Source organism: Streptomyces acidicola (assembly GCF_009377235.1).
GTDB lineage: Bacteria > Actinomycetota > Actinomycetes > Streptomycetales > Streptomycetaceae > Streptomyces > Streptomyces acidicola.
The window spans coordinates 1-21,300 of the sequence record NZ_VMNX01000086.1 but is presented as its reverse complement, the minus strand read 5'-3'; the positions used below and the strand labels follow the sequence as shown (position 1 = coordinate 21,300).

17 protein-coding genes are annotated in these 21,300 nt (G+C 67.5%); 11 read left to right on the top strand and 6 right to left on the bottom strand.

Annotated elements, in window-relative coordinates; genetic code table 11:
• Positions 1-33: 33 nt before the first annotated feature.
• The 3 genes from FPZ41_RS22425 to FPZ41_RS22415 are packed head-to-tail and all read left to right on the top strand — an operon-like array spanning position 34 to position 6,177.
• On the top strand, positions 34-1,674 hold the full coding sequence (locus tag FPZ41_RS22425; RefSeq protein WP_152865291.1) for a class I SAM-dependent DNA methyltransferase: 1,641 nt from the start codon (positions 34-36) through the stop codon (positions 1,672-1,674).
• Positions 1,616-2,896: a restriction endonuclease subunit S gene (locus tag FPZ41_RS48540; RefSeq protein ID WP_322620570.1), complete on the top strand. Its 1,281-nt coding sequence runs from the start codon at positions 1,616-1,618 to the stop codon at positions 2,894-2,896. The genes FPZ41_RS22425 and FPZ41_RS48540 overlap by 59 nt, the downstream gene beginning before the upstream one ends.
• Complete coding sequence (locus tag FPZ41_RS22415; RefSeq protein WP_152865289.1) at positions 2,893-6,177, top strand: type I restriction endonuclease subunit R; 3,285 nt, start codon at positions 2,893-2,895, stop codon at positions 6,175-6,177. Before FPZ41_RS48540 ends, FPZ41_RS22415 begins: the two co-directional genes overlap by 4 nt.
• 39 nt (positions 6,178-6,216) lie before the next feature.
• On the opposite strand, the gene FPZ41_RS22410 is transcribed toward FPZ41_RS22415, so the two are convergent.
• Both FPZ41_RS22410 and FPZ41_RS22405 read right to left on the bottom strand, forming a co-directional pair.
• Entirely contained in the window at positions 6,217-6,603 is a 387-nt protein-coding gene (locus tag FPZ41_RS22410) for a PIN-like domain-containing protein (RefSeq protein WP_152865287.1), read from the bottom strand.
• A complete protein-coding gene (locus FPZ41_RS22405) occupies positions 6,593-7,249 on the bottom strand; it encodes a DUF433 domain-containing protein (protein ID WP_152865285.1) in 657 nt (218 codons plus the stop codon). The genes FPZ41_RS22410 and FPZ41_RS22405 overlap by 11 nt, the downstream gene beginning before the upstream one ends.
• A gap of 316 nt (positions 7,250-7,565) precedes the next feature.
• Between FPZ41_RS22405 and FPZ41_RS22400 the strand changes: the two genes are divergently transcribed.
• From FPZ41_RS22400 to FPZ41_RS22390, 3 genes are all read left to right on the top strand, one after another.
• Positions 7,566-10,040: an AAA family ATPase gene (locus tag FPZ41_RS22400; protein WP_152865283.1), complete on the top strand. Its 2,475-nt coding sequence runs from the start codon at positions 7,566-7,568 to the stop codon at positions 10,038-10,040.
• On the top strand, positions 10,037-10,417 hold the full coding sequence (locus FPZ41_RS22395; protein ID WP_322620569.1) for a hypothetical protein: 381 nt from the start codon (positions 10,037-10,039) through the stop codon (positions 10,415-10,417). The genes FPZ41_RS22400 and FPZ41_RS22395 overlap by 4 nt, the downstream gene beginning before the upstream one ends.
• A gap of 109 nt (positions 10,418-10,526) precedes the next feature.
• Positions 10,527-12,212, top strand: coding sequence for a TIGR04141 family sporadically distributed protein (locus FPZ41_RS22390; protein ID WP_228022904.1), 1,686 nt, complete (start codon positions 10,527-10,529; stop codon positions 12,210-12,212).
• 78 nt (positions 12,213-12,290) lie between these two features.
• Here the strand turns inward: FPZ41_RS22390 and FPZ41_RS22385 are convergent, their stop codons facing one another.
• Entirely contained in the window at positions 12,291-13,463 is a 1,173-nt protein-coding gene (locus FPZ41_RS22385; RefSeq protein WP_152865279.1) for a serine hydrolase domain-containing protein, read from the bottom strand.
• 72 nt (positions 13,464-13,535) lie between these two features.
• Positions 13,536-14,879: a transcriptional regulator gene (locus tag FPZ41_RS22380; protein WP_152865277.1), complete on the bottom strand. Its 1,344-nt coding sequence runs from the start codon at positions 14,877-14,879 to the stop codon at positions 13,536-13,538.
• Positions 14,880-15,130: 251 nt separating this feature from the next.
• On the opposite strand from FPZ41_RS22380, the gene FPZ41_RS48535 reads away from it, so the two are divergent.
• The 5 genes from FPZ41_RS48535 to FPZ41_RS22360 all read left to right on the top strand — a co-directional run bounded on the left by FPZ41_RS48535 (position 15,131) and on the right by FPZ41_RS22360 (position 18,317).
• Positions 15,131-15,622, top strand: a complete 492-nt coding sequence (locus FPZ41_RS48535) for an ATP-binding protein (protein WP_152865275.1) — start codon at positions 15,131-15,133, stop codon at positions 15,620-15,622.
• A gap of 176 nt (positions 15,623-15,798) precedes the next feature.
• Positions 15,799-15,939, top strand: a complete 141-nt coding sequence (locus tag FPZ41_RS48530; protein WP_228022903.1) for a hypothetical protein — start codon at positions 15,799-15,801, stop codon at positions 15,937-15,939.
• A 137-nt stretch (positions 15,940-16,076) separates the two neighbouring features.
• Entirely contained in the window at positions 16,077-16,244 is a 168-nt protein-coding gene (locus tag FPZ41_RS47210; protein WP_167307964.1) for a hypothetical protein, read from the top strand.
• 85 nt (positions 16,245-16,329) lie between these two features.
• Positions 16,330-17,526: a JmjC domain-containing protein gene (locus tag FPZ41_RS22365; protein ID WP_152865271.1), complete on the top strand. Its 1,197-nt coding sequence runs from the start codon at positions 16,330-16,332 to the stop codon at positions 17,524-17,526.
• Entirely contained in the window at positions 17,460-18,317 is an 858-nt protein-coding gene (locus FPZ41_RS22360; protein ID WP_322620568.1) for an aldo/keto reductase, read from the top strand. Before FPZ41_RS22365 ends, FPZ41_RS22360 begins: the two co-directional genes overlap by 67 nt.
• Here the strand turns inward: FPZ41_RS22360 and FPZ41_RS22355 are convergent.
• Positions 18,305-19,162 carry a hypothetical protein gene (locus FPZ41_RS22355; protein WP_152865270.1) on the bottom strand — a complete coding sequence of 286 codons (858 nt, stop codon included), beginning with the start codon at positions 19,160-19,162 and terminating at the stop codon, positions 18,305-18,307. The two genes, FPZ41_RS22360 and FPZ41_RS22355, sit on opposite strands and share 13 nt — an antisense overlap.
• A gap of 291 nt (positions 19,163-19,453) precedes the next feature.
• Positions 19,454-20,764, bottom strand: a complete 1,311-nt coding sequence (gene aspS, locus FPZ41_RS22345) for an aspartate--tRNA(Asn) ligase (RefSeq protein WP_152865269.1) — start codon at positions 20,762-20,764, stop codon at positions 19,454-19,456.
• Positions 20,765-21,300 lie beyond the last annotated feature (536 nt).

Sequence of the window (21,300 nt, the reverse complement as noted above, 5' to 3'; positions counted from 1 at the left end):
GACCCACACACAGACGAGTCGGAAGAAGGAACGATGCCTCCCCGCAAGCGAGCCGCGGCAGCCGCCGGACAGGGCGAACTGCTCAGTGTCTCCAGCACCAAGGAGATCCAGGACATCCTGTGGAAGGCCGCGGACAAGCTCCGCGGCTCTATGGACGCCGCCCAGTACAAGGAATTCGTGCTCGGCCTGGTCTTCCTGAAGTACGTCTCCGACGCCTTCGCCGAGCGACGCGAGGAGCTGGCCGCCGACCCCGAGCTGGCACAGATCCCCGAGCACCGCCGGGCTGCCTTCCTGGAGGAGAAGGACGAGTACACAGAGAAGAACGTCTTCTGGGTGCCCCCGACCGCCCGCTGGGACCACATCTCCGAGAACGCGGCCAGCGCGGAGGGCGGCGTCGGCAAGCTCCTCGACGAGGCCATGGACGAGGTGATGAAGGCCAACAAGACCCTCACCGGCGTCCTCCCGAAGATCTTCAACCGCGACAACGTCGACCAAAAGCGCCTGAAGGAACTCGTCGACCTCATCAGTGATGCTCGCTTCACGGGCCACGGCGATCGCCCGGCGCAGGACGTGCTGGGCGAGACGTACGAGTACTTCCTGGAGAAGTTCGCCCGCGCCGAGGGCAAGCGGGCCGGCGAGTTCTACACGCCGGCGAGCGTGGTCCGCCTGATCGTCGAGGTGCTGGAGCCGTACGAGGGGCGGGTGTACGACCCGGCGTGCGGCTCGGGCGGCATGTTCGTGCAGAGCGGCAAGTTCGTCGCGAAGCGGCGCGGCAAGGACCACACGCACGACATCGCGGTGTACGGCCAAGAGGCCAACGAGCGCACATGGCGCCTGGCGAAGATGAACCTCGCCATCCACGGCATGGACCCCAAGGGCGTCGGCGACCGCTGGGCGGACACGTTCGCGGACGACAAGTTGCCTGACCTGAAGGCCGACTTCGTCATGGCCAACCCGCCGTTCAACATGTCCGACTGGGCGAGGAAGTCGGACGACCGGCGGTGGCGGTACGGCACCCCGCCCCAGTCGAACGCCAACTACGCCTGGCTCCAGCACATTGTGTCGAAGCTGGGGGACCGAGGCAGCGCGGGCGTAGTCCTCTCCAACGGGTCTATGGCGTCCAAGAAGTCGGGGGAGGGAGAGATCCGCGCCGCGATGGTCGAGGCGGATCTGGTTTCCTGCATGATCGTCCTGCCGACCAACCTGTTCCGTACAACCGCGATTCCGGCGTGCCTTTGGTTCCTGACGAAGGACAAGTCCCCCCAGGGCGCGAAGGCGTTGGAGGACCGACGGAGCCGGGTGCTGTTCATCGACGCCCGTGCGATGGGCACGATGGTCGACCGCACGGAGCGGATCCTCGCAGAGGAGGACCTGGAGAAGATCTCCGACACGTATCACGCGTGGCGGGGAACCAAGTCGGCGAGGGACAAGGGGCTTTCGTACGAGGACGTGCCCGGGTACTGCTACAGCGCAACGCTGGAGGAGATCGAGGACAACGACTATGTGCTGACGCCGGGGCGGTATGTGGGGGCAGCGGAGGCCGAGGAGGACCCGGACGCGGAGCCGGTGGGGGAGCGGATCGCGCGGCTGACTAAGGAACTGTTCGAGCAGCTGGATGAGTCGGCGCGGCTGGACGTCATGGTACGGGAGGAGCTGGGGGGAATGCATGTTTGAGTGGCCACTGGCGTCGCCGCCGGCTTGGGCGGTTCGCCCCCTAAAGGAGCTCACGGAAAAAATCGGATCGGGCGCGACACCGCGGGGCGGAAGAGAAGTTTATTTGCCCCGCGGGACATCATTTATCCGCTCACAGAACGTACTAGATAATAGAACGGCTATGAGCGGACTAGTCTTCATTGACGATGAAGCGGCTTCATCGCTCGCAGGTGTCGAAGTCCGTGAAGGCGACGTGCTATTGAACATCACCGGTGACTCCATCGCGCGATGTTCTGTCGTTGATCCCGAACTGCTTCCTGCTCGCGTCAACCAGCATGTGGCTATCATCCGTGCCACTGGCGAGATCAATCCGCTCTTTCTCCAGAAGTTCCTGGTGCAGCCGGAATATAAGTCGTTCATGCTGTCGTTGAGTTCGGGGGCGACTCGAAATGCTCTTACTAAAGGGCAAATTGAACGTTTCCCGATTCCTGTCCCTCCTCTTTGGGAACAGTCAGCCCTTGTGAGAGTGCTCGGGGCCCTGGATGGCAAGATCGCGGTCAACGAGCGCATCCGGGATGCTGCGCTCAGCCTTGCACGCGCCTGTTACGAGGCCGCAAGTACGACCTGTGAGCCTGAACGAATCGGCGACCTTGCCGCACTTTTTGATGGCCCTCATGCCACCCCCCAGAAAACTGAGTCCGGACCTTGGTTTCTAAGTATCAGTAGCCTAAAGAACGGCTACCTGGACCTCGCGGAGTCGGCACACCTTTCAGAGGGAGATTTCCCACGCTGGACTCGTCGTGTACAGCCTCAGGCCGGAGACGTGCTGTTCTCGTACGAGACCCGGCTCGGAGATGCGGCCCTCATGCCATCTGGTGTCCGGAGCAGCCTGGGGCGGCGGATGGGGTTGCTGCGTAGTAAGTCGGAGTCCGTCAGTGGTGCGCTGCTGTTGCACGCATATCTCAGCGCCGGGTTCCAGGAGGAGATCAAGCGTCGCACAATCCATGGTGCGACGGTCGATCGGCTGCCGCTTAAGGAGATGCCCGGCTGGCACATCCCGCTGCCTGCCGAGGGCGAGCGTGAGCGTCTGTCAGTCAAGCTGGATTTGCTGCATTCCCGTGTGACGCAGACCGCGAACGAGAGCCGTGCCCTCGCCGCCCTCCGCGACAACCTTCTCCCCCACCTGATGTCTGGCAAGCTCCGTGTCCGTGATGCCGAGAAGATCGTGGAGGACGCCGTATGACTAGTGGCAGTGACCGTGACCACGAGGGCTCCACCGCACCCCACCCCACCCCGGCCCACCTAGACGCCAAGATGACCGAGGCCACCTGGGAGCACTTGGCCCTAGACGAACTCGCCCAACTCGCCTGGGAGGTCAAAGCTGGCAAAGACCTAGCCCCCGGCACCGGCCACCGCCGAGACTGGGACGACCTGATCCTCCACGACGAGCTCCAATCAGCCATCGGGAAGCTGAACCCGGAGCTGACCTCCACCGCCGTCCACGAGGCGACGCGCATCGCCACCGACCCCGCCTCCCGCGAGGCGTACCCGGAGAACAAGCAGGCCCACGAGTACCTGACCACCGGTATCCGCCTCACCTACACCGACGAGTTCGGCGCCGAGCAGACCCCCACCGTCCGCCTCGTCGACTTCACGGACCCCGACGCGAACAGCTACCTCGCCGTCAACCAGGTCACGGTCAGGGACACCGACGGCAGCCACCGTCGCTTCGACATCGTCCTGTACGTCAACGGCCTCCCCCTCGCCGTCGTCGAACTCAAGAGCGCGTCCGACGAGAACGCGACCCTCAAGTCGGCGCACGCCCAACTCCAGACATACGTCTCGGAGTTCCCGATCGCGTTCCGCTACAACGTCCTCTGCCTCGTCTCGGACGGCATAACCGCCAAGTACGGCACAGCGTTCACGCCGTACGAGCACTTCGCCCCCTGGAACGTCGACCACGAGGGCGAGCGCGTCGATACCAACGAGCCCGGCTACGACGGCCTCGACGCGCTGAACCTGGCCCTGCACGGCCTGTTCACGCAGGACCGGTTTCTCTCTCTCACCCGCAACTTCGTCAACTTCCCCCCTCCCAAGCCGGGCGAGCCCCTCTCCGGCAAGCGCATCGCGAAGCCGCACCAGTACTTCGCGGTGAACAAGGCGGTGGACGCCGTCGTCGAGGCGTCGCGGACGAACGGCCAAGCCGGCGTCGTCTGGCACACGCAAGGCGCGGGCAAGTCGGAGGAGATGGTGGAGACGGCGGCGCTCGTTGCCCGCCACCCGGCCCTCAACAACCCCACCATCGTCGTCATCACCGACCGCAACGACCTCGACGACCAGCTCTACGACACCTTCCTCGACAGCGAGACCCTGCTCGGGCAAAAGGCCCACCAGATCGACACGCGCGAGGAGTTGCGTACCGAGCTGACGCGGCGCAACGTCGGCGGGATCGTCTTCACCACCCTCCAGAAGTTCGGCCTGAGCAAGGAGGAGAAGGACGCCGGCAAGTCGCACCCTCTCCTCTCTGAGCGCCGCAACATTCTCGTCATCGTCGACGAGGCGCACCGCTCGCACTACGACAGCCTCGACGGCTACGCCCGCCACCTGCGCGACGCCCTGCCCTACGCCACCCTGCTCGCCTTCACCGGTACGCCGATCTCGAAGGCCGAGGCCGACACCCGTGCCGTCTTCGGCGAGTACATCGACATCTACGACCTGAAGCGCGCCGTGGACGACGGAGCCACGGTCCGCGTCTTCCACGAGCCACGTGTCATCAAGGTCGATCTGCCCAAGGGCGTCGACCCGAACACGCTCGACGAGCAGGCCAACACGCTCACCGAGGGCATGGACGACGCCGAACGCCGCCGCGCCATCCAGTACGCCACGACGATGAACACCATCTACGGCTCCGAGGACCGCATAGCGAAGCTCGCCGACGACCTGATCGCCCACTGGGAGCAGCGCCGCGAGCTGGTCAAGCCCGACATCGGCGCCCCGGGCAAGGCGATGATCGTGTGCGCGACCCGTGAGATCTGCGTACGGGTCTTCGACGCGCTGGCCAAGCGGCGGCCCGGCTGGGTCAGCGACGAGGTCGACAAGGGCGTCATGAAGATCGTCTTCCACGGCGACCGCTCCGACCCCGAGCACATGCGCAAGCACTCGCTGCGCAAGTCCCAGCAGAAGGTCGTCCAGAAGCGCGCCAAGGACCCCGACGACGAGCTGGAACTGCTCATCGTCCACTCGATGCTGCTCACCGGCTACGACGCGCCGCCCATCCACACCCTGTACATGGACCGCCCGATGCAGGGCGCCAACCTGATGCAGGCGCTCGCCCGCGTCAACCGCCGTTTCCGCGGCAAACAGGACGGCCTGCTCGTCGGCTATGCGCCGCTCACCGAAAACCTCACCAAGGCCCTGCGCGAGTACTCGGACCAGGACCGCAAGGACCAGACCCTCGGCGCGGACATCGAACGGGCCGTCACCGAGGTCAAGAACGAGCTGGCCACCATCAAGGGGCTGCTGGCCGGGAGCCGTTGGAAGGAATGGCTTGCCGACACCAGCCGGCCCGACACCCGCAAGCGCGCGCTGCGCCTGACCGCCGACTTTCTGCGCGACCCGAAGAACCCGGGCAACAAGGTCGAGCCCCCCGCCAAGCCACTCTCCGTCCGCTTCAAGGACAGCGCCGCCAGGCTGGACCGTTTCTACCGTGTCTGCGCGATGAGCAAGGAGATCGCCGAGCGCTGCGAGGACCTGGACGACTGGCGTCGTGACATCTCCTTCTTCAGCGAGGTTCGAGCCTGGATGATCAAGCTCGACGCCGCCCAGCGTGAGGCGAGTGGGGAGCCGCTCAGCGCCGAGGTCCAGCGTTACCTACAAGCACTAGCAGCCTCGGTCGTCGACGCGGACGAGATCACCGACCTGTACGCGGAGGCCGGCATCGGCCGGCTGGACATCACCCGCCTCAACGAGGCGCAGCTGCGCAAGCTGGAGAACTCCGAGACCCCGCACCTGGTCACCGAGGCCCTGCGCCGCATGATCCAGCAAAAGATGCGCGAGGTGACCAAGCACAACGTCGTCCGCAACGAGAGCTTCACCGAGCGCCTGAACGACTTGATGAAGCGGTACATGCTTCAGCAGCTCACCAGCGCCCAGGTCATTGCTGAACTCGCCGCCCTGGCACGGGAGGTGTCGGCGGAGGCCCGCCGCGGCGAGAGGTTCGACCCGCCGCTGACCCACGCCGAGCTGGCCTTCTACGACGCCGTTGCACACCGTGACATGGCCGAGGTGATGGAGGGCGGCGACGACACCCTCGCCAAGATCGCCCGTGCCCTCGTCAAGGACATCCAGAAGAACCTCTCCGTCGACTGGCTCTCCCGCGAACCCGTCCGGGCGAAGCTCCGCACCCGTATCCGCCGCGTGCTGGCGATGTTCGACTACCCGCCGGAGGAGGAACGCGAGGCGATCGACCTGGTCCTCAAGCAGATGGAGATCGTGGCCGCCCTCTGGGCACCCGCTGCGAAGTAGCAACGTCTACGGGAGGGCTCCACCAGGGGCACCCTCCCGTCAGGGCCAGGTGCGCTCAATACGGTCGTGCCGTACGGCGTAGGCCGCCGGGCCGCCCTTCTTAACGGCTCGGTGGATGGCATCACGACGTGCGACGAGCCTCTCGACCATCTCAGCGCTTCGAAGCTGCTGGTTGTCCAGGTAGAACAGCACCGCCTCGCGCTCCAGGACGGGCTGGATCTCAAGATCCCGGGTCTTGATCCGCCCGTCCTTCGACAGCGGGACCCAGGACCGGTCGAGACCGTAAGTGATCCACTCCTCGTCCGGAACGTCCTGCCCGTCGTCAGGAAAGACGTCCCCGATGCGGTGAACCGTCCACCCGCAAGCCCTCAGCCCCTCCGCGACACGGCGACCGAGGTTCCGGTCGAGGAAGAACTCAGGCGGCAAGGTGCACCACGGCCCGGCAGAGCGCGTCCACTTGTGCAGGCGTCATGTCGTAGTCGTACGCGATGTCCTCGACGGTCTCCCCGGCCTCCCACAGGTCGGTGATGGCCTGAACCGTCACACGGTTGGCGGCCACCACGGGGAGACCGTGGCCGAACCTCGGATCGATCACGACGGGGACGGAGTCCGGATACTGCCTCAGCTGCAGGCTGGAGGGGAAGTCGTCGCCCGGCTCCCAGGTGAGGTATCGGAGATAGTCGGAGACCACTTCGTGGATGGGGACCTGGCCGTCACGGGCTCTGCGGAGGTCTCCCCAACCATGCTCGATGAAGATGTCCACGCCGTCCGTGGCGATCCGCTTCGACACAAGGCCATAGGGGGTGTCGAAGGCGTCCCGTACGGCGGCGGCGGCCTCCCTGATCTCGCTCATGCGAAGCCCAAGGGAACGCAGCGAACGAAGAACGTGTGCCTCGGCCACCGCGATGAACGGCACCGAAGGCTGCCCCCTCCGTACCGGCTCGACCTGGTGGACCAGTGGCGCTCCGGCGGCCTTGCCCTTCAGCCACGAGGTGAGGGTCGACTGCGGAATCTCAAGGTAGGAGGCGGTCTCTGCGGGCGTCAGCAGCCCGTCGCTGAACCTGTCGACCATGCCCCACCTCCTCTTGGCACCGGATTTCGCATCGTGCCACATCAAGCCTCCCACCTGCAGGTGGACCGCACACCCAGTCATCGGCTCAGCCAGCCACAGGGAGTCGGTCTTTGGCTTGGCAGTCCCGGCAGCATTCAGTTCATTTGAGAGTGTAATTCTCGATAACTAGGGTTATCGCTGAAATTTTGGATTCAAGAACTTCTCCGCCTCTACCGTCGGTTCTGTCACACCGGGCTCGCGCAAAGCGAGAGACTCACTCCTCTCGCCCACCGCACGAGCCCGGCCCCGGAACCGACCACGGAGGGCGGAGAGCACCATGACGGAACACCCCGCACAGAACGAGCCGAACGCATCCGATCATCAGGTCGATCACCGCCGAGGCTCCTCCTCGACGCTCTCCCGCCTGACCGCCCGCCTCGAAAGCTCGGCGCTCGCCGAGGCACCCCGGGAACTCCTGCGAGAGGTACTGAGCGCCACCGCGACGGAGTCCTCCGGCACCCCCGCCGCTCCGCACCCGGACCAGCGGGTGTTCCTCGACTCCATCAGCATCAACGGCTTTCGCGGCATCGGCCGCAAGGCGCGTCTGCCGCTGACCGCGAAGCCCGGCGTCACCCTCGTCGTGGGACGTAACGGCTCAGGGAAGTCCAGCTTCGCCGAGGGCGCCGAGACGGCGCTCACGGGCCGGACCGCCCGCCTGGACAAGCAGCGGGGCGAGGTGTGGCGCCGACACTGGCGCAACCTGCACGACGGTGCCGACCCGAAGGTCGAGGTCCGCCTCGCCATCGCGGGCGACCCCCGGCTGTCCACTCTGACGTGCACCTGGCCCGGCGACGACGTCACCGCCCCTGAGGTCGAGTTCAGACGGCCGGGCCACGGCCGTCGGCCCTTCGCCGGCATCGGTTGGGAACGGGCCCTGAACGACTACAGCCCCTTTCTGTCGTACGCGGATCTCGACAAGGTCCTCAACGGCAGGCCCAGCGAGCAGTACGACTCGGTCGCCGCCATCCTCGGACTCCGCGAACTGACCGACGCGGACGAGCGGCTCCAGGGCATCGAGAAGGCGCTCGACTCCGCGCTGAAGCAGGCCGAGGCGGAACGTCCCGTACTCGTCGAGGCGTTGTCCGTGCTGGACGACCCGCGGGCGGTACGCGCGCTCGCGGTCGTCGGCAAGGTGGGCGACCCCGACTTCGTCGAGCTCGACGCCCTCGTGACCTCGCTGCCCGACGCGGACGAGGGTCGTCTTCGGGAACTGCGGACGACCGCCGCCCTGGCCGGACCGGACCTCGGCGTGGTCGGCGCGGCCGTGGACCGGCTGCGCGAGGCCGTCGCCGTACTCGACGACGTACGTGCCTCGGGCGCCGAGGACGCCCACCAGCGCGCGGAACTGCTGGCCAAGGCCCTGGAGCACAGCCGTCGGCACGAGGACGAGGACACCTGCCCGGTGTGCGGGTCCGACCGGGCGCTCGACGAGGCGTGGGCCGAGCGGGCAGCCGAGCAGGTGGCGACCCTGCGACGGGAGGCCGCGACCGCGCGGGAGGCCCGCACCGGACTGCGGGACGCGATGGACGCCGTCCGCTACCTCGTCACGCCGGTCCCTGCGTGGCTGCCCGCCCCGCTCGTGGACCCGTGGGAGGAGTGGCAGGCGTGCCGGGCGATCGATGACGCCGAGCGGCTCGCCGCCCGCGCCGAGACCGCCGCGCTCGTCCTCGCCGACGCCTGCGCCGCGCTGCGCGAGGAGGCCCTGCGGGAGCTGGAGAAGCTCGACGAGGAGTGGCGCTCCTGTGTCACCCGCCTCGCGGGCTGGCTCGACCGGGCCCGGCCCGCGTACGCCGGCAGGCCCCGGCTGTGCCAGATCAGGGCGGCCCGTAAGTGGCTCAAGGAGGCGCGTGCCGAGCTGCGCGAGGAACGGCTGCGGCCGTTCGAGGACCACTCGCAGCGGATCTGGGAGGAACTGCGCCAGCAGAGCAACGTGGACCTGCGTTCCGTACGCCTGACCGGCAGCGAGAAGGCCACCGTGCGCAAGCTGGTGATGGACGTGTCCGTCGACGGCACCGAGGCGGCGGCCCTCGGCGTCATGAGCCAGGGCGAACTGCACTCCCTCGCGCTCTCGCTCTTCCTGCCGCGCGCCGCCGCGCCGGACAGCCCCTTCGGGTTCGTCGTCGTCGACGACCCGGTGCAGTCCATGGATCCCGCCAAGGTCCACGGCCTCGCGAAGGTGCTGCACGACCTCGGGGAGACCCGGCAGGTCGTGGTCTTCACCCACGACACGCGACTCCAGCGGGCCTTCATCAACCAGGAACTCCCGGTGACCGTACTGGAGGTGGAGCGGGCGGGCCGGTCCGTGGTGACCGTGAACCGGGTGACCGATCCGGTCGGTCAGGCACTGGCCGACGCACGCGCTCTCATCCGCACGCGAAACCTCCCGCCGGTCGCGATGACCCATGTGCTGCCCAGCCTCTGCCGCGCCGTCCTGGAACGGGCCTTCTCCGAGGCCGCGTGGCTGCGGCTGCACCGGGCGGGGACGGCCGAACACGAGGCGGAGAAGACCGTCGCGGGGGCCGTCACGCTGATGGACATCGCCGCCCTGGGGCTCTTCGGAGATCCGACGAAGAGGGCCAGTGACGTCTACTGCGAGCTGCGCAGGCGGTGCGGCTCCAAGGCGGTGGACGTTGTCCGGCAGTGCCAGGAGGGCGCCCACCCGGCGGGCACCTCGATGCCGGACCCCCAGCGGTTCGTGGACGACATCAAGGCCGTCGCCCTGACGGTACGCAAGCCCGAGGAGGGGCCGTGAACCAGACGATTCGCCAGCTGCTCGACACCGCCGACCTGCTGCTCACGGACACCGGCAAGCCTGCCACGTCCACTGCCGCCACGGCGAGCCGGTGTCGAGGTGCAGCCTTCGCCCTCCGGGTCGCGCTGGAGAGCGCGGTCGCCGACCGCCTCACCGCCCACCGGGCGCCTCGCGCGATCCGGGAGGGCACCCAGCGGGCCGCGTTCCTCTGGCTCCGCGGTTGCGCCGAAGCAGGAGCGGCCCGCCGCGCGAAGGCCGTGTGGAGCCAGCTCTGCCTGGGATGCCACTACCACCAGTACGAGATCGGTCCCACGGAGGACCAGGTCCGCGCATGGCACACCGAAGTCGCGGCGCTCGTCGCCCTGCTGGCCCTCTGATCCGCATCGACGCCGGGAGAGGCGCTGCCGGGTGGAGACACGCATGAGAACGAAACCACGAGGGCGGTTATCGCCGCCGTCCACAAAGAGCGGAACGAGGAGCAGCACCATGACGGCCCGTACGTCCAAGCGAACCCTGTACCGACTCAGGGGCGTGCCTCCCACTGCCGACGCGATGTTCGACGCCCTGGACGCGGACCAGTTGGAAAGGGTCCACGCGGACTTCGACGTCCCCGAGAACCTCGGTGTACCGGCGGTCCTGGTCACCGGCAGTTTCGAGCAGCCCGTGGCGAGCTGGTGCGACGAGATCTTCCGTACAACGGGTATAGAGGTGTCGCGGCCGGTAAACCGCTCGGCCGGCCTGCTGATGCTGGCCGTCGACGGTGACGTGTACGCCATCGGTTACGACCAGGGCTTCCGCCTGGTGCCCGACCGTCTGAAGGACCACCGCTTCGGCCTGAGCTTCGCGTCCCGCCGAGTGGACCCCGCGAAGATCCGGGACCTGGTGTCGCACACCCCGGGCGGAGGGCGCACCGACATCACCCTGATCCCGAGCGGGGCCTCGGTGTGGAGCCTGGGCATCGTCGAACACGCCCAGATCGTGCGCCGCCTCGGCGGCCACCTGGACAACATCCCGCTCACCATCTCCCGGGACAACCCGGGGAAGATCTCCAGTGCCGAGGGTGGCGCCGGCCTGCGCATGCGGCTCGGTGTGGAGGGCGTCGACCTGATCGCCGACATCCGTGCGATCGCCCGCGTGCTGCGCGAGGAGAAGCCCAGTCCGGAGCTGGAGTTCGTCGAACACGTCGTGCCCGTCGACGATCTCAACCTTGTCACCCGCCTGGAGGCTGTCCTCGACGACCTTCTGGGACAGGAGCCCGACGGGAGAATCAGCGTCGCTGTCCCCGCCGACCGTTGGGACGACTACATGGCCGCCAGAGCGTTCAAGGCCAGGATCAACAGCGACGTGGCTGGCCGGTCGACCGACGACTTCGACCTTGAGTACGTCCTCTGCCGCGCGCGCATCCAGCGTGCGGGCAGCCGCGTGGCCGCGCTCCGGGAAGGAACCGTCACCCTCTATCGGCATGGTCGCGCCGACCGGGCCGATGAAATCTGGACGTCCAGCGCGCTCCGCTGGATCGAGGCGGAGGTGTTTCTCGACTCCCGCCGGTTCTTCCTGATGGACGAACACTGGTACGAGATCGACCAGGAGTATCTGAAGGCGATCCGCTCGCACGCCGAGCGGCTGATCACCGACACCCCGTCCGTCGACCTACCCCCGTGGGTGCTCGGGGAGAAGGAACGCACCTACAACGCGTCCGTGCCGGACCAGCGGCCCGGGTACGTCTGCTTCGACCGCGACAACGTCCAGACCGCGTTGCACCGCGGGAACGGCGTGGAGATCTGCGACCTGCTGAGCCCGGACGATGTCCTGGTCATGGTGAAGCGAGCCAAGGGCTCCGACGCACTGAGCCATCTCTTCAGTCAGGCGCTCGTCGCCGTACAGACGCTACGGAACTCCCCGGAGGGCAGGGAACGGTTCGCCGAGAAGGTGGCGGCGGCCCGGCAAGGGCACGGTGTACCGGAAGACTTTCGGCCTTCGAAGGTCGTCTTCGCGATCCTGCTGAAGGACGGCACCGACCTCACCGCGGACACCCTGTTCCCGTTCTCACAGGTCACTTTGGTGCAGACGGCGAGGACGCTCGAAACATGGGGCGTCCAGGTCGAGGTCATCGGCATCGCCTCCACTCCGTCGGCCGCCACCTCGACTGGGACTCGGCGGTTGGCGGCGTAGCCGCCGCGCACCGTGACGACGTACACCGACGTGGCTGGCGAGCCGTTCCGGATCTTGGGGCCACAGCGATGCCAGCTGTTACGTCAGCGACTTTCGCACCGCGTCGACCAGTGACGTCGCACGCAGGTCGTCGAGGCCCCCGATGATGTTGTTCATCGCATAGCCGAAGGCGATGCCCTGCTCCGGGTCGGCGAAACCAAGTGAGCCGCCTCTGCCTGTGTGACCGAAAGAGTTCGGCCCGATCATGGGGTTGGTCTCGGTAGGCAGCATGTACCCGGAGCTGAACCGGCTCGGGATCAGCATCACCTGGTCCTTCCCACTGGCCTGCTCCTTGACCGCCGAGGCCAGGGTCTCCGAGGTCAGCAGGCGCACGCCGTCCACCTCGCCGATCAGCGCGGCGTACATGCGTGCCAGTGCGTGTGCGGTGCCGATGCCATTGGAGGCCGGGAGTTCCGCGGCCTGCACCTCGGGCGCGTCGAAGTCGATCGCGGCGGGATCGGTGACCGCGTACGCCCGGTTGCTGAACGACTCCGGATCCCGCCAGGCGGCAACCTGTTCGCGGAGTTCCTCGGGAACCAACTCGGCGGGCACGGTGGTGAGGTCGACGGCTGGTCGCTGGTACACCATGCGGCTGACCCGGCTGCGTTGATCCGCCGGAAGTCCGATGAAGAAGTCCAGTCCGAGGGGTGCGGCGATCTCGTCGGCGACGAAGCGGCCCGGTGTCCGGCCGGATACCCGGCGGATCACTTCGCCGACGAGCCAGCCCCAGGTTCGGCCGTGGTAGCCGTGCGCTGTACCCAGAGTCCACTGGGGACGCTGAGCGGCTAGTGCGGCTGCCATCGGGTGCCAGGCCAACGCCTCGTCCAGTGGGACGGGTTGGTCCAGTGTGATCAATCCGGCCTGATGGGACAGCAGCCAGCGCACCGGGATGTCCGCCTTGCCGTTCGCGGCGAACTCCGGCCAGTACTTCGCCACCGGCGCGTCCAGGTCCAGCGCACCGCGCTCGGCCAGCATGTGTGCCGCGGTCGCGGTCGCCCCCTTGGTCGCCGAGTAGACGAGCTGCAGCGTGTCCCGTGTCCACGGACGACCGGTCTCAAGGTCGGCGACGCCTCCCCACAGGTCCACCACCGGTTGGCCGTACTGGTAGACGCACACCGCCGCGCCGATGTCCCCGTGTTGGGCGAAGTTCGCCGCGAACGCCTCACGCACCGGTTCGAACCCAGCCGCGACCTCACCATGGATCGTCGTCATGCCGTCCATCCTGGCACTACGACAGCCTGCTCTGAGGGGGCGGGCTCGGCCTCGCAACCCGAGAGGTGACGGTCACGCCGCGACGGGCACGGCCTGAAGGCGCTCGCGGAACTCACGGACAGCAGGGACGGACTTGCGCGGTTCGAGGTGTGCGGAGAACTCCTTCAGGCGGTCCAGCGCCCGTACGGAACTGACGCGGCTCTCCAGGAGTTCCGTGCCGTAGTTGGCGGCGTCGAGCGCCCCGTCCAGGTCGCCGCCGGCGAGCCGGGCCTCGGCCAGGCGGCTGGAGCGTACGGCCTTGTCCCGGGGAGCCGCGCTCTTCACGGAGGTCTCCAGGGAACTCGTGGCGCGCTCCACCTGCCCGGACCGCAGCAGGACCTTGCCCTCGGTCGACTTCAGTTGGGCCTCGCCGAACCAGTTGAGCCAGTCCGGGTTTTCCTCCGTCGTGTGGCGCTCCCAGTGGGACACCGCGCGATTGAGCGCTGTTCCGGCCTTCGCGTGGTCGCCGTCGCGGGACAGCGCCTCGGCCTTGTGCAGGTAGAGGAAGGACTGGGTGTACGGCGACAGGGGGCGAGGGGCGTTGTCGATGGCGGTGGAGATGAGGGCGACGCGCTCGGCGGTCCGTCCGGCCTCGGAGACGTGAACGCCCATCTCCGCGAGGATGAAGGCACCGAACGCGTCGTCTCCAGCGGTACGGGCGCTGCGCAGGGCCCCGACGTAGTAGCGCTGGCCGGCGGACCGAAGCCCCGCGTCGTAAGCCATCCAGCCGGTCAGGTGCGACACCCGGGCCGCCAGGGCGTAGAGACGGATTCGGATGCTCTCCGTGTACCTGCCGGTGCTCAGGAGGCCGGTGACGAGGGCGAGATCGCCGCGCGCCTGCTCCAGGAGTGTGGCGCCGCCGAGCTGGTCGTCGAGGGTGCGGAGCGTGCTGATGCGCTGCTCGATCGTCGAGACCATCGTGTCCGTGACCTGATCCCCGCCCAGGGCCGACGCGAAGGCGGACGGCGCGTCCACCCAGCTCGCCGCGAGACCCGTGAGGGCGACGCCGGTGATGGTGAGAAAGCCCCGGCGGTCCATGCGGCCACTCCCCACGAGTTCGGACAACGCCTCAACGGTACCGGCCTCGGTCCACGGGGCGGTGAGCCCCGTGACCTCCCAGACCGGCAGCCACCGGGGCCAGCCTTCCCTCCGTGCCTGCTCGTACGGGACGCGCAGCAGGTCGGCGAGTACGCGCTGGGCATCCGCGTCCGGCTCCTGCCCCTGTTCCCACTTCCACACGGTGGTCCGGTTGGTCGCGAGCGGGATTCCGAGCGACCGCCCGTGCGCCTGCATGAGCCGGGCGAACTCGGCCTTCCCCCATCCACGCGTCTGGCGGAGGAAACTCAGCGGGTGGAGCGCCAACGGCTCACCAGGCATGTCATCACTCCCGTCATCCCCTCAAGGCGTAGTGGGGAGGCTACTTCGCGTGGCCGCATACGGGGAGGGCGTCCCCAGGAGGAACCCCCTAGAAACGTTCCGCCTTGCTGGCTGGGGCCGTTGACTGAATATCAGCCGTCCACGGAGCCCGCGCAGGGTGCAGCTTCCGGAACGGTTCTCAGATCGGCGGCTCCGCCCCTGTTTCCCCGTCGGGGACGGAGCCGCTCTCCAACTCCTCGGAGGCGTCAGCCATGCCCACCCTTGCCCATCGGTTCGTCCTCGCGGGTGAGGAGAGGGAAGTTTCCCTCGCCCGGCGCACGGTCGTCGACAAGGTGCGTGCGTGGGGTGTGCCGTTGAACGACGACGCGGCTGACGCCATCCGTCTCGTCGCCTCCGAGCTCGTCAGCAATGCCGTGGTCCATGGGGAAGGGCCCGTCACCGTCACGCTGTACCACCGGCCCGGCCGCCTGGTGATCGACGTACTCGACGACAACCCTGCTGCTCCGCAGATGAGTTGTGCCCAGGCCGACGACGAGAGCGGGCGCGGCCTGGCGCTCGTCGAGCTTCTGGCTTCGCGGTGTGCCTGGGAACCCGTCGGCCAGGGCAAACGCGTATGGGCGGAGATCGCGCTTCCCAAAGCGGCGCCCGCCATCCGAGCTGCCGTTCTGCGCAGGCTATTCGCGCTACGGCCGAAGCGCGGCGTGGTAGCTGAGCCCGAGTCGCTCACTCTGGCGGTCGCGTGATGGGACGGCACACCTTACGAGCGAATCCGCTTCCTGATCCCGACGTGGTCTTCCGGCCCACCCGCCGAGACATCGACCCCGTCACCAGAGAGCCCACTGACTGCGCGCTATGGGACCGCCACGAGTGGCAGGCGCGAGGCGAGTGCTGGCTGTGGTGCGGACGTGACGACGTCGAAGTGACGTGGATCGGGCCCGTCCGGTCGAGCGGCATGCACGCGGCTCTCTACGCGTGCCGTGCCTGTCTGTATGAGCTGGACCAGCGCGTTCTGGAGATCAACATGCGCGTGGACGTCGGCGGCCTGCCGAACCACCGCTGACCTGCCCTGTCCCTGGCGCCGGACTGCCGCTCAGCGAGCTGCCAATGACCGCCGCCCCACGTCTCCCACGGCCGTGGGGCGGCCATAGACCTCCCGTCGGAGCCCTGACGGGAGAACCGAAGAGGAAGGAGTACGAGGTGGCAGAGCCCACGACACCGCCTCCGGCCCGGAGCGGCCTCCTGGTGGCGGTGCAAGAGCTGACCGCCGTCCACGACCGGTACGACAGCCTCCGGTCGGACAACCAGGGTAGTTCCGGCGACGCGCCGTGGCCGGGTGGCGACGGCAACCTGCACGACAGCGAGTAGGCACCAAGCGGTGAGGGCCGGCGTGGTCGGCCGCGCCGGCCCTCACCGTGTCCGCATCAGTGGTCGAACCCATGGAGGACGCACGATGGAACACCGGTTGATCAGCGCCATCGAGGCAGCGCTCGGCTGGAGTGGAGCCGAGGAGCTGGGCAAGGACTTCGTACGCGGGAGCATGGACGACCCCGCACTCGTCTCCCGCATCATGACCCCGAACCGCCTGCTCGACGTCGCGATGCGCAGGAGCCTGAACCGCCCGCAGTTCCGGTGCTTCCAGAAGGGTGAAGAGGTCCATCCGGCCATCTACTACACCGACAGCGTCAGCCCCCGCGGCCAGAGCATCTCCATGGTCAACATGCGCAGCCTGGGCAGGCTCCTGGGCGAAGGCGCGACGGTGATCATGGACCAGGCCAACGTCTTCGACCCGACGATGGAGGTCGCCTGCCGGGCCCTGCAGTGGTGGTCCCGCGAGCGAGTCCAGGTCAACGCATACCTGACGACGAACGACGCCTCCGGCTTCCCCCTGCACTGGGACGACCACGATGTCGTCATCGTCCAGCTGGCGGGTGAGAAGGAGTGGGAGGTCCGCGCGACCTCCCGTCCGGTCCCGATGTACCGGGACGCCGACCCCAACAGCACTCCGAGCGACGACATCATCTGGTCCGGTCTGATGCGGACCGGCGACGTCATGCACATCCCCCGGGGCCACTGGCACCAGGCGACACGGACCGGCAGCGGCTCCGGCAAGAGCCTTCACGTCACGTTCGGCATCACCAAGCGCACAGGGGCGAGCTGGCTCGCCTGGCTGGCCGACTGGTGCCGCGAACACGAGATCTTCCGCCACGACCTCGACCGCTGGCACGGAACCGGCATCACCGCGCTGACCGAGGCCGCCGCCCAGCTGGTCAGCGAGCGTCCGCCGGCCGACTTCTTCGACGCGTACGAGCAGGCGACGACCCTGCCTCGGCACGTGCCGTTCCTCGACGTACTCGGGCCGCTCGACGCCGTGGTGTGCACCACCCATTTCCCGCCCCAGCTTCAAGAGCGCGGAGAGACCATCGACGTCGTGGCCTCGGGGAAGAAGCTCACCCTCGCGGCTAAAGCCCTGCCCGCCCTACGTCTGCTGCTCAGCGGCAAGCCGGTCGCGCTGGAACAGGCCGCGGCCGTCGTCGGAGCCGAGGTGGCGGAGGTCGCTGAGATCCTGGTGGAGGAGGAGCTGTGCGCGGTGCTGACCCCCGAGTTGTTCTCGGGCTACACCGGTCTCGTCACGAACGCCGGCTCCTGACCGGGGCGCTCGACCTTGGAGTTACGGCACTCGACACCAGCACCAACTACCTCGGCTTCCGTTCTCATCAGATCCTGGCGCAGACGGCCGGAGACCTGCTGCCGAAGTTCACCGTTTCCACGAAGGTGGGCTACTTTCCGGGACCGGACGGTGTGGAGCATTCCCTGGATCCTGTACGGCTGCACGCGGCCGTGGAACAGGCGGTAGGGGACCTGGGGCAGGAGCCGGATCTAGTGTTCCTGCACAACCCGGAACACTCGCTCCGCGAGGCCGGCCCGCATGGCCAGGAGGTGCTGACAGAAGCGTGCGCTGCCCTCGATGACGCCATGAGCAAGGGCCTGTGCGCCGCCTGGGGCATCGCCTCCTGGGATCCCTCATCCCTGGTGGAACTGATCGGCCTGACCGTATCGAGGCCAGCGACCCTCATGGTCCGCGCCGGCCTACTCGTCGGAGTCAGAACGCTGGACGCCGCGGACGCCCTCATCAAGGCGTGGGACCTGGACCCCAGCGAGGTATGGGGCATGAGCCCCTTCGGCGGCAGCACCAGCGACTCGGTGTGGGCCAGGATCGACCCCCGCGTCTTCCTCGGTAACAGACGTCAACTCTCCTGCATGCAGGCGGCGTTCATAGCCGCCTACCACCTGCCGAGGGTCGGCACTGTGGCTGTGGGCACTGATGAGCCCGCCCATCTGGGCGAACTCGTCGGCGCCCTGGTCGGCGAAGTCGAGGAACGAACGGTCCAGGAGTACCGGAGTCTCCTGCGAGACCGTTCACACGATCAGCCAGCCTGAAGCTCCTTGATGACCTGCTCGGCCATGCGCCGGGCGGGTTCGAGCCGAGGGTCTTCCGGGTGCGCGTACGGCCCGAGGATCTTCGAGCAGGCGAACAGCGTCATCACCTTGCCGTCCCGGCTCTCGAAGTCGGACCGGCGCTCGTGCCATACACGATCGGCCAGAGCCGGGACAGCAAGGGAACTCGCCCACAGCGAGGCCGAGTCCAGCCCCAGCGGCGCGTTACCCCAGTCCTCCCAGTCGAAGAGACTGAACACTGGAGCCGTCATGTTGGCCCAGTTCAAGTCCGCGTGGGCCGGCACCCACTGCTCGATGGTCGTATCGAAATCGCCGGAGAAAACACCACGGACAGACTCGGTGACGAGGGCCTGGGTGACGGTCTCGGTGTCCGGCGTGGCGACCCGCCTCGTGCTCTGTTTCGCCAGCGCGTCCAACGACGCGTTCAGTGCGCACCACCAGTCGTCCGGCAGTTCCGGGGCTTCACTCGGGATGGCGTTTCCGACAGGAGCCCCTGGCAGGAGATCGGTTTCGTCGGCTCGCCACATCACCGGCCCGTCCGTGGCCCGCCAGACGACACTTCCGTGCCATTCGGGCTGGGCGATGCCCCTCAGGCGGGCGGCACTCTCAGTCCCGTTCCACCCCTGGTCGGAGATCTTGTCGAGCAGGCGCCGCTCGATCCGTACCCAGGTGTCGCGGTCTGTTCTGGCCCCCACGGATCGGCGCTTACGTACCATCGTGCCCGGGAGCAGCCCCACTTGGAGAGACCGCTCGACGCGAGCAAGAACCTCGTCAACCGGCTGTACGCGAAGGTCGACAGCCTGACCCGTGGAGACCGAGAGCGCCATGGACGCGACCGTAGCAGTGGTGCGGCGAGAGGTGCCCGTTGCCGAGGTACAGGCGATACCGGCAGCCACTTCAGAACTCGACTGCAGGGCCTCTACCACCGTCCTGCCGTATCTGAACTCTGCCCAGGCCGTCCATCCCGCGTTCGGCCTGAGCGTGGAGCAGCTGCGCGAGATGGGCGACCTGATCGGTTCGTCCGAGCCCGCCGCCCGAAGGGGCCGGGGGCGGGGCGGATCGGTTCTGTTGGAGGAGGCGCTGGATACTGCTCAAGCCCAGATTGTCCGTGCGGCTGGCTACGGGGTGAGCCGGTTCGGCCCTCGGAAGAGGAAGCTGGCTTGGCGGATAGAGTCCAGGCCGAGCATCACCATCAGCACCCGCCCGAGACCCATGCCGAGGCCACCGTGGGGCGGGCATCCGTACCGGAACACGTTCAAGTAGTCCTGCATCGGCTCAAGGCTCATGCCCTTCTCGGCGGCCTGCTGCAGCAGCACGTCGTACCGATGCTCGCGCTGCGCGCCGGTGGTGACCTCCAAACCCTTCCACAGCAGGTCGAAGCTCAGGGTCACGCTCGGGTCGTCGGCCGACCGCATGTGGTAGAAGGGCCGAATACCGACCGGATAGTGCGTGAGGAACACGAACTCATGCCCGGTGGCCTCCTTGATGTGGGCCGAGATGCTCCGCTCGCCCTCCGGGTCCAGGTCTTCCTTCACCCCTGCCGGGTCCCAGCCACCCTTACGCAGGATCTCGTGCGCGTCGGCCATGGAGACGCGGGGGAAGGGTGCCGTGGGCACGGTGACCTTGACGCCGAAGTGCTCGGCGATCGCTTCGCCGTGCGCGTCGGCGACCTTGGCGATCGCGTGGACGAGCATCTGCTCCTCGAACGCCATCACGTCCTCGACGCCGTCGATCCAGGCCAGCTCCACGTCAACGCCGGTGAACTCGGTGGCGTGCCGGGAGGTGAACGACGGCTCGGCGCGGAAGACCGGCCCGATCTCGAAGACCTTGTCGATGCCGGCCGCGATCGCCATCTGTTTGTAGAACTGCGGCGACTGCGCCAGGTAGGCGCTGCGGCCGAAGTAGCCGACCTCGAAGACCTCCGCGCCGGACTCCGAGGCGGTGCCCATGAGCTTGGGGGTGTGCATCTCGGTGGCGCCCTGGGCGTAGACGTACTCGCGCATGCCCTGCTCCAGGGTGGTCTGCACGGCGAACAGGAGCTGAGTGGCAGGACGGCGACGCACGTCCAGGAAGCGCCAGTCCATCCTCTGCTCCAGCCCTGTGTGCTCGTCGATGGGCAGCGGCGTCGCGGCCGGGTTCAGAACCTCGACAGCCTCGGGGACGATTTCGAGGCCACCGAGCTTGACCTGGGCTGCGTCGACGACGCGCCCTGTGATCTTGACTGCGGACTCGGGGGTGAGAGCTTCGAGTTGGGCCTCCAGCGGCCCGTTGTCGCGCTTGTGGATCACCTGCACCATGCCGGTGTGGTCGCGCACGATGACGAACTGCATTTGGCGCTGCAGGCGGAGTGTGTTCACCCATCCGCAGACGGAAACGGTACGGCCAACGTGTTCTCGCAGGTCGGAGACGGGTACGCGGCTGTGGATCATTCGGTCCTCCGAAGGACGTCGTCATGATCCCTTGGGAGTGCGGGCGAGAAGGGCAACTCGCGGTACCACCGCACTTTCGCCGCCACATGGTGGCGACCTCGTTCAGGCCCAGTGACGGGGGCTGGCCGGCGGGGCATTGGACCACCAGACGGGGGTCGTTCCTCCCCGCGCTCAGGAGGGTCTTCACCACGGGACGCGAGACCGCCTTCCCAGCTTCCAGCGGCTCTCTCTGCTCGCGTGATCTGCGGATACTCGTCTCCGTCAACGCGTTGCCCAGCAGGATACGGAGCGGGCAGTGACAGCAGCAATCAAAAAGACGGGCGTGCAGCCAGAGACGCATGAAGGAACGCGGTTTACTCGCTCGTCGTCATGCCGTCTGCCCCCTCCGTACTCAGGCAGAACGAGGGGGCTGGCCCCTACGTGCGAGGGCAAATTTGTCCGCCTTCTTTCCAGTTCGCCATTGGCAGACAGGAAATCCCCGGAAATGACTGGTACCCGGCCGCAAGCCATGTCAACGTACACACCCCCGCCAGAAC

Coding starts and splice junctions, on each gene's coding strand:
- FPZ41_RS22425 (WP_152865291.1), top strand. CDS start 34: ATGCCTCCCCGCAAGCGAGCCGCGGCAGCCGCCGGACAGGGCGAACTG.
- FPZ41_RS48540 (WP_322620570.1), top strand. CDS start 1,616: ATGAGTCGGCGCGGCTGGACGTCATGGTACGGGAGGAGCTGGGGGGAA.
- FPZ41_RS22415 (WP_152865289.1), top strand. CDS start 2,893: ATGACTAGTGGCAGTGACCGTGACCACGAGGGCTCCACCGCACCCCAC.
- FPZ41_RS22405 (WP_152865285.1), bottom strand. CDS start 7,249: ATGGTCGACAGGTTCAGCGACGGGCTGCTGACGCCCGCAGAGACCGCC.
- FPZ41_RS22400 (WP_152865283.1), top strand. CDS start 7,566: ATGACGGAACACCCCGCACAGAACGAGCCGAACGCATCCGATCATCAG.
- FPZ41_RS22390 (WP_228022904.1), top strand. CDS start 10,527: ATGACGGCCCGTACGTCCAAGCGAACCCTGTACCGACTCAGGGGCGTG.
- FPZ41_RS22385 (WP_152865279.1), bottom strand. CDS start 13,463: ATGACGACGATCCATGGTGAGGTCGCGGCTGGGTTCGAACCGGTGCGT.
- FPZ41_RS22380 (WP_152865277.1), bottom strand. CDS start 14,879: ATGCCTGGTGAGCCGTTGGCGCTCCACCCGCTGAGTTTCCTCCGCCAG.
- FPZ41_RS48535 (WP_152865275.1), top strand. CDS start 15,131: ATGCCCACCCTTGCCCATCGGTTCGTCCTCGCGGGTGAGGAGAGGGAA.
- FPZ41_RS22365 (WP_152865271.1), top strand. CDS start 16,330: ATGGAACACCGGTTGATCAGCGCCATCGAGGCAGCGCTCGGCTGGAGT.
- FPZ41_RS22355 (WP_152865270.1), bottom strand. CDS start 19,162: ATGGCGCTCTCGGTCTCCACGGGTCAGGCTGTCGACCTTCGCGTACAG.
- aspS (WP_152865269.1), bottom strand. CDS start 20,764: ATGATCCACAGCCGCGTACCCGTCTCCGACCTGCGAGAACACGTTGGC.